The sequence below is a fragment of the Kribbella swartbergensis genome, assembly GCF_054784135.1.
Genome location: NZ_BAAGPM010000014.1, coordinates 586,863 through 600,713, shown reverse-complemented (window position 1 = coordinate 600,713; position 13,851 = coordinate 586,863). Strand labels below are relative to the sequence as shown.

13 protein-coding genes are annotated in these 13,851 nt (G+C 69.5%); 9 read left to right on the top strand and 4 right to left on the bottom strand.

Annotated features, from left to right (window positions below; all coding sequences use genetic code 11):
* Positions 1-18 precede the first annotated feature (18 nt).
* On the top strand, positions 19-1,209 hold the full coding sequence (locus ACYVOK_RS09855) for an FAD-dependent monooxygenase (RefSeq protein ID WP_460661984.1): 1,191 nt from the start codon (positions 19-21) through the stop codon (positions 1,207-1,209).
* On the opposite strand, the gene ACYVOK_RS09850 is transcribed toward ACYVOK_RS09855, so the two are convergent.
* Positions 1,177-1,635: a PGPGW domain-containing protein gene (locus tag ACYVOK_RS09850; RefSeq protein WP_460661983.1), complete on the bottom strand. Its 459-nt coding sequence runs from the start codon at positions 1,633-1,635 to the stop codon at positions 1,177-1,179. The two genes, ACYVOK_RS09855 and ACYVOK_RS09850, sit on opposite strands and share 33 nt — an antisense overlap.
* Before the next feature lie 232 nt (positions 1,636-1,867).
* On the bottom strand, positions 1,868-3,265 hold the full coding sequence (gene lpdA, locus ACYVOK_RS09845) for a dihydrolipoyl dehydrogenase (protein WP_460661982.1): 1,398 nt from the start codon (positions 3,263-3,265) through the stop codon (positions 1,868-1,870).
* A 237-nt stretch (positions 3,266-3,502) separates the two neighbouring features.
* On the opposite strand from lpdA, the gene ACYVOK_RS09840 reads away from it, so the two are divergent.
* Both ACYVOK_RS09840 and ACYVOK_RS09835 read left to right on the top strand, forming a co-directional pair.
* On the top strand, positions 3,503-5,626 hold the full coding sequence (locus ACYVOK_RS09840) for a peptidoglycan DD-metalloendopeptidase family protein (RefSeq protein WP_460661981.1): 2,124 nt from the start codon (positions 3,503-3,505) through the stop codon (positions 5,624-5,626).
* Between the two features lie 46 nt (positions 5,627-5,672).
* Complete coding sequence (locus ACYVOK_RS09835) at positions 5,673-6,416, top strand: class I SAM-dependent methyltransferase (RefSeq protein ID WP_460661980.1); 744 nt, start codon at positions 5,673-5,675, stop codon at positions 6,414-6,416.
* A 48-nt stretch (positions 6,417-6,464) separates the two neighbouring features.
* Here ACYVOK_RS09835 and tsaA read toward each other — a convergent pair whose 3' ends face one another.
* Both tsaA and ACYVOK_RS09825 read right to left on the bottom strand, forming a co-directional pair.
* The gene (gene tsaA, locus ACYVOK_RS09830) at positions 6,465-6,878 is read right to left on the bottom strand and encodes a tRNA (N6-threonylcarbamoyladenosine(37)-N6)-methyltransferase TrmO (RefSeq protein WP_460661979.1); all 414 of its coding nucleotides are present in this window, start codon (positions 6,876-6,878) and stop codon (positions 6,465-6,467) included.
* Positions 6,878-7,633 carry a metallophosphoesterase gene (locus ACYVOK_RS09825; RefSeq protein ID WP_460661978.1) on the bottom strand — a complete coding sequence of 252 codons (756 nt, stop codon included), beginning with the start codon at positions 7,631-7,633 and terminating at the stop codon, positions 6,878-6,880. The genes tsaA and ACYVOK_RS09825 overlap by 1 nt, the downstream gene beginning before the upstream one ends.
* A 131-nt stretch (positions 7,634-7,764) precedes the next feature.
* On the opposite strand from ACYVOK_RS09825, the gene ACYVOK_RS09820 reads away from it, so the two are divergent.
* The 6 genes from ACYVOK_RS09820 (at position 7,765) to ACYVOK_RS09795 (ending at position 13,843) form a co-directional block, all read left to right on the top strand.
* Positions 7,765-9,123, top strand: a complete 1,359-nt coding sequence (locus ACYVOK_RS09820) for a dihydrolipoyl dehydrogenase family protein (protein ID WP_460661977.1) — start codon at positions 7,765-7,767, stop codon at positions 9,121-9,123.
* A gap of 45 nt (positions 9,124-9,168) precedes the next feature.
* A complete protein-coding gene (locus ACYVOK_RS09815; protein WP_460661976.1) occupies positions 9,169-10,188 on the top strand; it encodes an energy-coupling factor ABC transporter permease in 1,020 nt (339 codons plus the stop codon).
* The gene (cbiQ, locus tag ACYVOK_RS09810; protein ID WP_460661975.1) at positions 10,185-10,943 is read left to right on the top strand and encodes a cobalt ECF transporter T component CbiQ; all 759 of its coding nucleotides are present in this window, start codon (positions 10,185-10,187) and stop codon (positions 10,941-10,943) included. Before ACYVOK_RS09815 ends, cbiQ begins: the two co-directional genes overlap by 4 nt.
* The gene (locus tag ACYVOK_RS09805; RefSeq protein WP_460661974.1) at positions 10,940-11,716 is read left to right on the top strand and encodes an energy-coupling factor ABC transporter ATP-binding protein; all 777 of its coding nucleotides are present in this window, start codon (positions 10,940-10,942) and stop codon (positions 11,714-11,716) included. Before cbiQ ends, ACYVOK_RS09805 begins: the two co-directional genes overlap by 4 nt.
* A 166-nt stretch (positions 11,717-11,882) precedes the next feature.
* Complete coding sequence (locus ACYVOK_RS09800; RefSeq protein ID WP_460661973.1) at positions 11,883-12,671, top strand: SGNH/GDSL hydrolase family protein; 789 nt, start codon at positions 11,883-11,885, stop codon at positions 12,669-12,671.
* 149 nt (positions 12,672-12,820) lie between these two features.
* The gene (locus ACYVOK_RS09795) at positions 12,821-13,843 is read left to right on the top strand and encodes a winged helix DNA-binding domain-containing protein (protein WP_460661972.1); all 1,023 of its coding nucleotides are present in this window, start codon (positions 12,821-12,823) and stop codon (positions 13,841-13,843) included.
* Positions 13,844-13,851: the final 8 nt, after the last annotated feature.

Here is a 13,851-nt window from a genome sequence, read left to right as displayed (position 1 = left end):
TAGGGTGACGGAGGCGACGTGAAGGTTCTGGTGTCGGGTGCGAGTGTGGCCGGTCCGGCGGTGGCGCACTGGCTGGGGCGGTACGGGTACGACGTGACGGTGGTCGAGATCGCGCCGGCGCTGCGGGAGGGCGGCTACGCGGTCGACTTCCGCGGGCCGGTGAACCTGGAGGTGCTCTCCCGGATGGGTGTGCTCGAGGATCTCCGGGCGCGGCAGACCGGTGGGAGTCCGATGCGGTTCGTGGACGAGGCCGGCCGCCAGTTGCTGCGGCTGCCCGGTGAGTTCGCCGGGGGAGAGTTGGAGGTACTGCGGTCGGAGCTGTCCCGGGTGTTGTACGAGCACTCGCGTGACAAGGCGTCGTACCGGTTCGGCGACTCAATCGCGGGACTGACAGAGCATGCCGGTGGGGTCGACGTACGGTTCGAGAGCGGGATCGAGGAGACGTACGACCTGGTGATCGGGGCCGACGGGCTGCACTCGATCGTGCGCCGGCTGGCGTTCGGGCCGGAGCAGGACTACGTCCGTCACCTCGGCTACTACATCGCCGGCTGGGACGTGCCGAACACGCTCGGGATCTCCGGGGACGCGCTGATGTACAACGTGCCGGGGCGGCTGGCGAGTGTCGGCGCGGACCAGCGGGATCCGGGGAAGGCCGGGACGATGTTCCTGTTCAAGTCGCCGGCACTGACGTACGACCGGCGGGACAGCGAGCAGCAGAAGGCGATCATCTCGTCGGCCTTCGCGGACCTCGGCTGGCATGTTCCGGAGTTGCTCGCAGGGTTGCCGGAGGCAACGGAGTTGTACTTCGACTCGATCAGCCGGGTGGACGTGGACCGCTGGTCGACCGGCCGGGTCGTGCTGCTCGGCGACGCCGGGTACGGCGCCACGGTCGGCGGGATGGGGACGAGTACGGCGATCGTCGCGGCGTACGTCCTGGCCGGGGAGCTGGCCACGTCGGGCGGTGACTACCGGGCGGCATACCGGCGTTACGAGGCGCAGTTGCGCAAGCCCGTGTCGAGGACCCAGTCCGGCGGGAACCGGACCGGGAAGTTCCTTGCCCCAGGCACCCGTTTCGGCATCGCGGCGCGGAACCGGTTGCTGTCGAAGCCGTTCCTGCTGAACCGGATGCTCAGGATGGGGGAGAAGGTGAGCAATCTGGTTGAACTGCGCAACTACTCAGTCGAGCAGCGGCAGTTCGTCCAGGAATAGCTCCCACGAGTCGGGGAACCAGCCGGGGATCCCGAGCACGGCCAGGTAGAGCCAGATCACGACCAGCACGCACAGGAACAGCGCCAGCGTGCCGAGCGCCTTCAACCAGGCCGGCTGCCTGCCGGTCCAGGCGGTGAGTTCCTTGACCCAGTCCTTCACCTTGAACAGCAGGCGCTGGGCCCACTCGAACTCGCTGGCCAGGACGGCGAGACCCGCGATGAACAAGGGGATGCCGCCGGGGCCGGGCAACCACCCGGTCAACGGCGCGGCGATGATCAGTATCCCGCCCACCACCCCCACACCGATCCGGTAGATCAGGTGCTTCTTCGGATCCGCCCGTATCCGCCGCCGCCACTCCCACCGGTCGTCGTCAGCGTCCAGCGTGAAGTTGTGATCAGTGCGGTCGGAACCCCTCTTCTCGGCCACGCCCCCAGCGTACGTGCTCCGGCAACAATCCCGTCCCACCCCACGTCCGACACACCCCGCGCATTCGAGCGGAGAACCCCTCGACTTGCCCCTTCTCCCCCCGATACACGATGGAAGAAGGGACAACACCACAGGACAACCCCCCGAATGCCCCCACCGCCGAGCCCACGGCGGCGGGAGTGGCGCCGCCCTGCGGGATGGGGTGGGGGGAGCGTCAGCCGACGCCGCCGGGTCAGAAGTTGATCATGTGGCCTTCGAGGCCGTGGAAGGCTTCTTGGAGGGCTTCGCTGAGGGTGGGGTGGGCGTGCACGTTGCGGGCCAGTTCCGTGGTGGTCAGGTCCCACTTCTGCGCCAGGGTCAGCTCGGGCAGCAGCTCGGTGACCTCGGGGCCGATCAGGTGGGCGCCGAGCAGTTCGCCGTACTTGGCGTCGCTGATCACCTTGACGAAGCCGGTGGCGTCGCCGAGGCCGTGCGCCTTGCCGTTCGCGGTGAACGGGAACTTCGCGACCTTGACGTCGTACCCCTTCTCCTTGGCCTGCTCCTCGGTGTAGCCGAAGCTGGCCACCTGCGGCTGGCAGAACGTCGCCCGCGGGATCATCACGTAGTCGAGTTCCATCGTCTCGTGCCCGGCGATGGTCTCAGCCGCGATCACCCCCATCGCCTCGGCCGCGTGCGCGAGCATCAGCTTCGCGGTCACGTCGCCGATGGCGAAGATGTTCGGCACGTTGGTGCGGCAGAAGCCGTCGATGTCGATCGCGCCGCGGTCGGTCAGCTTGACGCCGGCCTTGTCCAGGCCGTACCCGTCCACGCGCGGCTGGAAGCCGATCGCCTGCAGCACCTTGTCGGCCTCCAGCGTCTGCTGGTTGCCGTCCTTGCCGGTGACGGTGACCTTGACCTTGTCGCCGGAGTCGTCGATCGCGTCGACCCGGGTGGAGGTGAGCACGTCGACACCGAGCTTCTTGTAGGCGCGGGCCAGCTCCTTGGACACCTCGGCGTCCTCCAGCGGCACCATCCGGTCCAGGAACTCGACGATGGTGACCTTCACGCCGTAGTTGGCGAGCACGTAGGCGAACTCGACGCCGATCGCGCCGGCGCCGGCGACGATGATCGAGCCGGGCAGCTCCTCGGTGAGGATCTGCTCCTCGTAGGTCACCACGCGGTCGCTCAGCTGGGTGCCCGGCAGCAGCTTGGTGGTGGCGCCGGTGGCGATGATGCAGTTGTCGAAGGTGACGGTCTCCGACGATCCGTCGTTCAGGCTGACGTCCAGGGTGTTGGCGTCGGTGAACGAACCCCAGCCGTCGAACTCGGTGATGTTGTTCTTCTTCATCAGGAAGTGGACGCCCTTGACCCGGCCGTCCGCGACCTTGCGGCTGCGCTGCACCGCGGTCGGGAAGTCGAAGCTGACCTCGCCGCTGATGCCGAACGTCTTCGCGTCCGCGCGGAAGATGTGCGCCAGCTCGGCGTTGCGCAGCAGCGCCTTGGACGGGATGCAGCCCACGTTCAGGCAGACACCGCCCCAGTACTTCTTCTCGATGATGGCGGTCTTGAGCCCGAGCTGGGCGGCGCGGATCGCCGCGACGTACCCACCCGGACCCGCGCCGAGGACAACAACGTCAAAGTGCGAGGCCATGAAGTGCACTTTAGTGGGTCGCGCCAGCCGTCCCGAGCAGTGGTACGGCGCCCGGCCGCGAGCGTGACCGGGGTCACCGAACCGGCCGTCCCGCGGTCACGATCGGCCGACCGTGACCCGCCGTTGGTCACAGTCTGTGAGCCGGGGTTCCGCGCGGACCGTTCCGCGCCTACGCTGGGGCAGGCGCGGGGCCGTCACCTCCTGCGCTCGCGTGAGGCGATCGACGATGGGGGCCTGATGGTTGTGGGGAGCCGTCGGGGGCTGCGGTTGGCGGCACTCGGCACACTGCTCACGGTGTTCGCGCTGCCCGCGTACGCCGACGACCCCACCCCACCGCCTCCGGCGTCGGTGACCGACGTGAACCGGTCGCTGGAGCAGCTCCAGGCCGAGGCAGCCGCCGTCCAGGCCGATTTCGCCAAGGCCACGATCGCCTACACGAACGCGCTGAAGGCCGCGCAGACCGCGGAGGCCGCGGCCAAGCAGGCGGAGTCCCTGGCGTCCGCGTCGAAGGGCAGGGCGGAGGTGGAGCGCCGGCGGCTCGGGTTGCTGACCGCGCAGGCCTATCAGACCGGCATCCCGACCGTGCTCGGCGCCGAGTCGATGCTGTGGTCGCTCGCCCCGGTCGCGGAGAACCTGCAGGAGATCGCCGACCGGCAGACCGCCATCCAGCAGCTCGGCAGTACGCAGGTCACGCAGTACCAGACCGCGATGGCCGCCGAGAACGAAGCGGGCAAGGCGAAGTCGGAGGCCGCGGGCAAGCGGGCCGCGGCGAACGAGGCCGCGGCCAAGGCCAAGCAGCTCAGTCAAGAGGTGCAGCAGAAGGCTGCCGACGCGTCGCTGATGATGGAGAGCCAGTTCGCCGACCTCGACGGTGCGTCCGCGCTCTCGAAGCAGTTGCAGCTGGCCCGGAACCAGCAGGCTCTCGCGCGCTGGAAGGCCTACCTGACCGAGTTGACGACGGCCAGGATCACCCCGCCGGCGGCCGCCGTACTGAAGAACCCTGCCAAGCTCCCGCGCGGGTTCCAGCCCCTGACAGCTGCCGGCGCGCCGGTGGCCGGTGCTGCGTCCGTGGTGCAGGGCGGCCGGGCCGTTCGGGTGCTGCCCGCTGAGACGATCCGGGCGGTGAACCAGGCCTTCAGCCTGCTCGGCAAGCCGTACGGCGTCGCCGCGACCGGCCCGGACAGCTACGGCTGCCTCGGTGCGGCCCGGGTCGCCTGGCAGCCGTACACGACCCTTCCGAACCTGGTCGGCAAGGTGTACCCGAACTATCAGGCGGTGCCGGCGTCTCAGATCCAGCCGGGCGACCTCCTGGTGATGGGCAGCAGGTCACTCGGCCTGGTTCACATCGGCGTCGCCCTCGACAACGGCGAGATGATCGCCGCCGACGAGGCCAAGGGCGCGGTCGTGGTCACGCGGGTCCCGGACAACCTGTACGCCGCTCTGCGCCCGACACTGGGCAAACCGGTGAAGGCTCAGGTCGCGCCGGTGGCGACGTCGGAGGCGTACGCGTTCCGGTGTGGCAACACGGCGACGTCGTACAACGTCGGGACCGGCTCCTGGACCTGGCCGCTCGCCGACGGCACCTACGAGATCGGTACGTCGTACGGTCAGGCCGGCTCGATGTGGTCGAGCGGGTACCACACCGGCCAGGACTTCCCGGCCGCGGTCGGTACGCCAGTCCGCGCCGTGACGTCCGGTGTCGTCCGGGTCGAGCGGCCGGCGTGGGCCGGCAACCTGGTGCGCGTCGACCACGGCAACGGGCTCGAGACGTGGTACGCACACCTGAGCTCCGTGGACGTGGCCGACGGTACGCAGGTCACCGCCGGACAGCGCATCGGGACGGTCGGCTCGGAGGGCAACTCGACCGGTCCGCATCTGCACTTCGAGGTCCGCCTCGGCGGAGACCCGGTCAACCCCATGCCATTCCTGGCGACCGGTAGCGCGACCGTCGGGTGGGGTGGATACAGCAACGGCATGATCCCCGCCGGCAAGCTGTGCGCGCTGGGCTCCGGCCACATGCTGCGGTGTGACGCCGCGGCCGCTTACCTGCAACTGGCTCGTGCCTACCGGGCCGAGTTCGGCAGGACGCTGTGCATCACCGACTCGTACCGCTCGTACGCGTCCCAGGTCAGCCTCTACGCCCGCAAGCCTTCACTCGCCGCGTTGCCCGGCACGTCGAACCACGGCTGGGGCGTGGCTGTTGACCTCTGTGGCGGTGTGGATCGCTTCGGCACGGCGCAGTACCGCTGGATGAAGACGCACGCGGCCCAGTTCGGCTGGGTCCATCCGTCGTGGGCGGACCAGGGCGGCAGCCGCGAGGAGCCGTGGCACTGGGAGTTCGGCAAGCCGGCTGTCTCCTAGCGGCAGAACCCCGGAACCGGACGTCCGGCTTGTTCGTGGGAGCAGCATGAGATCCAGGTACGACGATGTGGCCGCGGAGTACGACGAGTGGGTCGGAGCGGGCTCGGCGCTCGACGACTCGACTTTCATCGAACTGACCGGAGACGTGGCAGGCCAGGAGGTCTGCGTGGTGGCGTGCGGCCAGGGTCGCGAAGCGCGCTACCTCGCCGGCCAAGGTGCCGTCGTCACCGGCGTCGACCTGTCCGAGAAGCTGCTCGAGAGGGCCCGGCAACACGAGGAGACCGAACCTCTGGGCATCTCGTACCGGCATGGCGATGCGCACACGCTGGACGGACTCGCGACCGACTCGTTCGACGGGGTCGTCTGCTACATGTCGTTGATGGACATCCCGGACCTGGACGCAGCCCTGCGGTCCATGGCCCGCGTCCTCGAGCCCGGCGGCTGGTACGTCGTCGCGATCACGCATCCGTGCTTCAAGACACCCGCAACCGGCGAGATCGTCGACCACGTCGACCACAGCGTCAGGCGCACGGTCGGCAAGTACTTCGTCGAGGGCTACTGGGACGGCCCTGGCGTCCACCGCGACGCCCTACCGGTCGGTGCCTACCACCGGACCCTCAGCACCTACGTCAACACCCTCAACGCCGCCGGCCTGGTCATCGACCAGCTTCGAGAACCACCCCAAGACACCCCGGTCTGGCGCGAGGTCCCCCAACTCCTCTACATCCGCGGCCACCTCTCAACCGGCTCTGGACAGGAACTTCGCGGCCAGGACGGCGGTGAGGAGTAGGAGTACGGCGTGCGAGGCAGTCTTGAACTTCAACCGAGTTGAGGTCAACTACCGCTCGGCGATGTCTCCGAGGACGGGTTTGACGTCGACGATCGGGGTGTCGTCGAGGGCTTCCAGGTGATCGACCTGGAGACGCAGTTCGTCGGTCGCGACGACGGTGACGCGATGGAGACCGAGCGGGTTGGGGCGGTCGGGGGAGCGGGTGCTGAAGACTCCGGTCTCCGGCCGGCTCCGGTCGTCCCGTGGATGGACCCTGAGCACGTCCCGGTCGGCACGGTCGAACCAGGTGATGACGATGATCTCGTCGCCGGCACCGAGGTCGCGCAGGCCGTCGCGGACCGACTCGTCGAACACCAGCCAGGCGCTGGGCGCACCCTCGTCGGGCTGCCGTGGGGCCTCGTCGCGGGTCCTGAGCACCGACTCCACCCGGCCGATCGGCCGGACCACGAACTGGCGCGTCATCAGAGGGGGAACCGGTAGACGGTCTGAAGGAGTTCGCCGGGGATGTGCACGTGCAAAGCGAGACCCGGGTGCGCTGTGGTGTCGACGAGGCCGCCGCCGGGCGGCTCCGGCTCGAACGGGAGGGGCACGGTCGAGCGGATGCCCGGAGCGCCGAGAACGGGGTGTCCGGCGAAGGTGGTGACGATGGCGTTGTGGACATGCCCGGTGAGCAGTGCGGTGATCGGCTTTCCGGTCAGGACCGCCTCGAAGGCGTCCCGGGATCGCAGCATCCACTGGTCCATCACCGGGTGGTGCAAGTCCAGCGGCGGGTGGTGGAAGGCCACGAACACCGGGCCGTCGAAGGACTCGCGAAGTACACCGTCCAGCCACACGAGTGACTCGTCGGACAGCAGGCCGTGGTCCTCACCGGGCACGGTGCTGTCGACCAGGACGAAGCGCGCACCCGCGACCTCGCGCACCTGGTGGACCGGATGGTCCGCGCCCGGCGAGTCGACGTACGACGCCAGACCCGCGCGGAGTGGACCGCTCACGTCATGGTTGCCCGGCAACACCAGCACCGGCACGTCCAGCTTCAGCTCGGCGGCCAGTTCGGCGTACTCGGCCTCCAGCCCGTGGTCGGCCAGGTCACCGGTCACCAGGACGACGTCCACCGGCCGGCGGAACTCGCGCAGGTACGACGTGACCCGCCGCAGCCGTGAGCGTGCCTCCTCCGAGCCGTCGAGATGCGGGTCACTGAGGTGCGCGATCACGTACATGTCTGCACCCTAACCGCAGAAACCGGCCGGCACGGGAACGCTCTCCAGGGCCGGTGAACGGGTTCTTACCGCGCGATGACGGACGGGGGGTGGGCTTGGCGGGGTCGGGCCGGTCTGGGAGATTGGTCGGCATGGCTGAACAGGTGGACGTGGTCGTGATCGGACTCGGCGTGGGTGGCGAGGAGACGGCGGGACGGCTGGCTGAGGCCGGCCTCACCGTGGTCGGCCTGGACCCGCGGCTGGTCGGCGGCGAATGCCCGTACTGGGGCTGCATCCCCAGCAAGATGATGATCCGGGCCGCGAACCTGATCGCCGAGACCCGCCGGGTGGACGGCATGGCCGGTACGGCGACCGTCCGGCCGGACTGGGCGCCGGTGGCCAAGCGGATCCGCGAGGAGGCGACCGACACCTGGAACGACCAGGTCGCGGTCGACCGGCTGGAGAAGAAGGGCGTCACGTTCCTGCGTGAGCGCGGCACCATCACCGCGCCCGGGACGGTGAAGGCGGGCGATCGGGAGTTCGAGGCGTCCCGCGGCATCGTGATCGCGACCGGGACCGTCCCGGCGATCCCGCCGATCGACGGTCTGGCCGGTACGCCGTACTGGACGAACCACGAAGCGATCGAGGTGGAAACGCTGCCCGCCTCGATCGTGGTGCTGGGCGGCGGCGCGGTCGGGCTGGAACTGACCCAGGTGTTCGCCCGGTTCGGCGTCGAGGTGACCGTCGTCGAGGGCGCCGGCCAGGTGCTGCCGATGGAGGAGCCGGAGTCCGGTCAGCTCGCCCGCGAGGCGCTCGAGCGCGACGGCGTCACCTTCCACACCGGCGTGCACGCCAGGCAGGTCGTGTACGTCGACGGCACCTTCACGGTCACCCTGGACGACGGCGCCACGGTCGCCGGTGAGAAGTTGCTAGTGGCAACGGGACGCCGGGTCGACATCAAGGCACTCGGTCTGGACAAGATCGGCCTCGACCCCGAGGCGCGGCGGATCGACGTCGACGAGCACGTCCGGGCCGCGGACGGCGTGTGGGCGGTCGGCGACGTCACCGGTGTCGGCGCGTTCACGCACAACGCGATGTACCAGGCCAACGTCGCGGTGTTCGACATCCTCGGCAGCGCCGACGCACCGGTGGCGAGCTACCACGCGATGCCGCGGGTGACCTTCACCGATCCGGAGATCGGCGCGGTCGGAATGACCGAGAAGCAGGCGCGCGAGGCCGGGCTCGACGTGAAGATCGGGTCGAGCCAGATCCCGTCGTCGTCCCGCGGCTGGATCCACAAGGCCGGCAACGAGGGGTTCGTCAAGCTCGTGGTGGACAGCGAGCGTGGCGTCCTGGTGGGCGCGACGAGCGCCGGACCGACCGGTGGCGAGGTGCTCGGCGCGCTCGCGGTCGCGGTCCACGCGGCGGTTCCCGTTCACTCACTGCAACAGCTCATTTACGCCTACCCGACGTTCCACCGTGCGATCGGGGACGCCCTCAAGCAGTTGTGAGACGCCTTGTTGCGATCCGGTCGCAACAAGATCAAGAATGTGCACGTGCATGTTCCTGACGGCTTCTTCGACGCACCGACGTCCATCGCCACCGGTCTGATCGCGGCCGGTGCGGTCGGATTCAGCCTGCAGCGGGCGAACCGGGAGATCCGCGAGACCGGGCCGGCGCTGGCCGGCCTGACCGCGGCGTTCGTGTTCGCGGTGCAGATGGTGAACTTCCCGGTCGGTGCGGGGACGAGCGGTCACCTGCTCGGTGGCGCGCTGGCCGCGGCCCTGGTCGGCCCGTGGTCAGCCGTACTGGTGATGTCGACCGTGCTTCTCGTCCAAGGTCTGCTGTTCGCCGACGGCGGCCTGACCGCGCTCGGCACGAACATCACGCTGATGGGCGTGGTCACCGTGCTGGCCGGCTACATCCTGACCCGCGCGGTCCTGCAGGTGCTGCCGCGGAAGATGGGCAGTGTGGTGCCGGCCGCGACGCTCGGCGCGCTCGTGTCGGTGCCGGTCGCCGCCTTGGCGTTCACCGGGCTGTACGCGATCGGCGGCGCGGTCGACATCCCGCTCGGGAAGCTCACGACCGCGATGGTCGGCTGGCACGTCCTGATCGGTATCGGTGAGGCGGTCATCAGCGCCGCCGTGCTGAGTGCGGTCGTCGCGACCCGCCCCGACCTGGTGTACGCCGCGCGTCACCTGCAGCGGGACCTTGTCCTGGTCGATGCCGACGGCAACACCTCGACCGTGTCACCGGACAGGCCGATCGCGGCCAAGCCGGCCGGCCGGACCCTCGGCGTCGGGGTCGCGGTCACGCTCCTGGTGGCCGGTGGTCTCAGCCTGTTCGCGAGCGCGCATCCCGACGGACTCGAGTTCGTCGGCGCCTCGCTGGGCTTCGACGGCGCGGCCAAGGACTCCGCGGTCGCGGGCAGTCCGCTGGCCGACTACGGCGTCAGCGGTATCGGAAACGCCCAGGTCTCCGGTGCGCTCGCCGGCATCATCGGCGTTCTCGTCACCATCGTCGTCGGCCTGGCGATCGCCAAGCTGGCCTCGCTCCGCGCAAACCGGGCTTCATGAGTGGTGACGGTCTTCTCGTCGCGGTGGACAGCCGGGTTCACCGCATTCCGGCGCAGGTGAAGATCGTTGCGCTGTTCGTCTTCGTCCTCGCTGTCGTCTCCACACCCGCCTCGGTCTTCTGGGCGTTCGGTCTGTACGCCGGGATGCTCCTGGCCGCCGTGGTCGTGGCAAAGCTGCCCCCGCTGGTGGTGACGCGGCGGCTCACGGTCGAGACGCCGTTCATCGTGTTCGCGCTGCTGCTCCCGTTCGTCGCGACCGGGCCGCGGGTCGACGTACTCGGGCTGGAACTGTCCGAGTCCGGCGTACTCGGGGCGTGGAACGTGCTCGCGAAGGGCACGCTCGGTGTGGTCGCCGCGATCCTGTTGTCGGCGACGACCGGGCCGCGTGAGTTGCTGGCCGGGCTCGAGCGGTTGCGGCTGCCGTCCACGCTGGTCGCGATCCTGTCGTTCATGGTGCGGTATCTGAGCGTCGTGTCCGACGACCTGCATCGGATGCGGATCGCCCGCGAGTCGCGTGGCTACACCGGCGGCCGGGCCGGCCATCTCAAGGCGGTCGCCGGGGGAGTGGGCGCGCTGTTCGTCCGCAGTTTCGAGCGGGGTGAACGGGTGCACCTGGCCATGCGGTCGCGCGGCTACACGGGCCGGATGCCGTTGCTGAGTTCCGCCGGCGCGACGTCGGCCCAGTGGCTCGAGGGGCTGGCGATCTCCCTGACCGCGGTGCTCATCGCAGTCGCCGCTAGAGTGGCCGCCCTGTGAACGGTCCCGCGATCCATGTCGAGCGTCTTGTCTTCGCCTATCCCGACGGACGGCAGGCGCTGTACGGCGTCGACTTCACCGTCCAGCGCGGTGAGCGGGTCGCGCTGCTCGGCCCCAACGGCGCCGGGAAGACCACGCTGGTGCTGCACCTCAACGGGATCCTCGGCTCGGTGGCCGGCGGGACCGGCAGCGGCCGGATCCAGCTCGGCGGCACCGACCTGCACCGCGAGCACCTTCCCGAGGTACGGCGGAAGGTCGGCCTGGTGTTCCAGGACCCGGACGACCAGTTGTTCATGCCGACCGTGCGGGACGACGTCGCGTTCGGCCCGGCGAACCTCGGGCTGCGGGGAGCGGAGCTGGACGAGCGGGTGCACGAGGCACTGGTCCAGGTCGGGATGCAGGATCACGCGGACCTCGCGCCGCACCATCTGTCCTTCGGCCAGCGCCGGCGGGTGGCGGTGGCGACGGTCCTGGCGATGCGGCCGGAGGTGCTGGTCCTGGACGAGCCGTCGAGCAACCTCGACCCGGCCGCCCGGCGGGAACTCGCCGACATCCTGGCCGGCCTCGACGTGACGCTGCTGATGATCACTCACGACCTGCCGTACGCGCTGCAGCTGTGCGAGCGAAGCCTGCTGATGGACGGCGGCAGAATCGTTGCCGATGGCAAGACCCGGGACCTGCTCAGTGACGCCGACCTGATGAGTGCGCACCGGCTGGAACTGCCCTACGGCTTCGACCCGCTGTCCGTGCCCGGACCCGAGCGCAAGGGCTGACGGCTGCCCGCGTCCTGGGACGCCTCAGCGGAAACGGGGTCTACCGGAATCGGCAACCGGTGGTGAATTTCTTACCAGCCTCTTGCGTGTTACTCGCGGGTCAGCGATGGTGACAATCAGTACTTCCGTCGCCACCCCTCGTACACATGCAAAGGCGGTCCGCCCCATGAAGTCCATCGCCAGCTTGCTGTCCGCCGCGGCCCTCGGAACCGCGATGCTCCTCAGCCCCGGTGTCGCCCACGCCGCCGCCCCCGACTACGTCGCCCTCGGTGACTCGTACGCCTCGGGGGTCGGCACCCGGAGCTACACCACGGAGAGCGGCTCCTGTCAGCGCTCGCTGAAGGCATACCCGTACGTCGACGCCACCCGGATCGGCGCGAACCTGACCTTCGTCGCCTGCTCCGGCGCCCGCGTCGCCGACGTGAGCACCAAGCAGGTCGGCGCGCTGAACAGCGGCATCGAACTGGTCACCGTCCAGGTCGGTGGCAACGATGCCGGGTTCTCCACCGTGATCACCGAGTGCGCCAAGCCGTCCTGGCTCGCCGACTGCACCGGCGCGATCAACAACGCCCAGTCGTTCATCAACAACACGCTGCCCGGCCGGCTGAACGGCCTGTACGGGACGATCAAGAGCAAGGCCACGTCCGCCCGGGTCATCGTGGTCGGCTATCCGCGCCTGTTCAACGGCATCGACTGCAACGCGGGGACGTTCTTCAGTCCGACCGAGATGACCCGGCTGAACCAGACCGCCGACCTGCTCAACTCCAAGATCGCCGCCTCCGCGAGCGCGGCCGGCTTCGGCTTCGTCAACCCGACCGAGCACTTCATCGGCCACGCCGTCTGCGGCAGTCCGGAGTGGATCAACGGCCTGTCCAACCCGGTCAGCGAGTCCTACCACCCGAACGTCGCCGGCCAGACCGCCTACGCCAACCTCGTCCAGCCCGCCCTCACCTGACCCGTCTCAGAGCTGCCTGGCTGACCCACCGGACCGGGGTTGGCCACCCGAATCCCGGGGGCCGGCCCCCGGTTTCGTGAGTGGACCCATCAATTGGGGCTGCGCGGAGCGCCGGTTCGTGGTGTCATGCTGGGGTGGCACGGAGGTCTGTGGACTGGCTCCTGGCGGCTCGGTCGCAGGCCAACTGCCTGGCACGTCCGGCGGACGAGGCCGGCCCCGGAGGGGTGGCCGACGTCGTGCGCCGGACGGGGGGACTGCAGGCACAGGCGTGGCGCGGCGCCGCGTACGCCGTCCGGGCCCGCTCGACCGCGACCACCTTCGCCGACGTGCCCCGTGCTCAGGAGTTGGACCGGACCGTCGTCCGCGGCTGGTTCATGCGCGGCACGCTCCAACTCGTCGCGACCGAACACGCCGGCCCGTTACTCGGTCTGCTCGGCCCGAAACTCGTCAAGGACACCGAACGCCGGTACGGCGAACTCGGCCTGACCGGCGCGATCCGGTCCGAAGCGGCCGACTTGATCGAGGAGCACCTGCTCGCCAACGGCCCGACGACTCGCTCGGGTCTGGCCGGCGTACTGGTGAAGGCAGGGCTGATCGCGGAGCCGAAGGGGCAGCAGGTGTATGCGCTGATCCGGAACGCGGGGCTGCTCGGCCGGGTGTGTTACGGGCCGGGACACGACAAGCACGAGACGTGGGTCGCTGTCCGCGACTGGCTGGGGCAACCGCTGGCACTCGAAGGCGATCTCGAGGAAGTCGCTCGGCGCTACCTCATCGCGTACGGGCCTGCTACGGCACGCGATTTCGCCACGTGGTCGGGTCTGCCCGTGCCGATGGCCCGCAAGGGTTTGAAGGCCGTCGCGACGCTGTCCTTCGACGTCGAGGGAGTCGCGTTCTCGGCGGTCGAGGACCTGCCGGGATGCCGGGACCTGCGGCTGCTAGGGGAGTTCGACCCGTACCTGCTCGGGTACGACGACCGCCGGCACGCGCTGGCCGAGGAGTACCGCAGACACATCCATCCCGGCGGCGGCATGCTGCGGCCGGCCATCGTCGAGGCCGGCCGGGTGATCGGATCGTGGCGGCACGCCGACCGGTCGTACCAGCTGTTCGAGCCCGGTCCCGAGTCGGCCGCACTCGCGGCGGAGCTCGAGGACGTGGCCCGGTTCGGCGGTTGATCGTATAT